The sequence below is a fragment of the Streptomyces katrae genome (assembly GCF_000966975.1).
Lineage (GTDB): Bacteria > Actinomycetota > Actinomycetes > Streptomycetales > Streptomycetaceae > Streptomyces > Streptomyces katrae.
The window spans coordinates 1-325 of sequence record NZ_JZWV01001437.1; the positions used below are offsets into that span (position 1 = coordinate 1).

Here is a 325-nt window from a genome sequence, read left to right on the forward strand (position 1 = left end):
GGTACGGCTGTTCCACGCGGGGCGGGAGCGCGTGGTGGTGGTGCGCAAGCCGGTGACGAAGCGGGTGGGGGCGCCGGTGGCCGCGGAGTGCTTCGTCGACAACAGCCCGCCGGTGCCGACGGCCGTGGAGGCCGCCGTCGTCGGCATCCGGGACCGGGGGGCCGGGCGGCCCACCAAGCGGGAGCGGCGGGAGTTCGACAGCCTGCGGGGGCGGTAGTCGGTGGCCGGCCGGGGCGGGTGCGGGGGTGCCGCTGCGCGGTGCCGTCTCCCCGCCCCGCCCTTTCCCCGTTTCCAGGGGCTCCGCCCCCGACCCCGTTCCGGGGGC

General features: G+C 79.1%; 1 pseudogene. It reads left to right on the plus strand.

Annotated elements, in window-relative coordinates:
* A pseudogene (locus tag VR44_RS38100) lies at window positions 1–217 on the plus strand (RNA-binding S4 domain-containing protein); the annotation flags it as partial.
* Window positions 218–325: the final 108 nt, after the last annotated feature.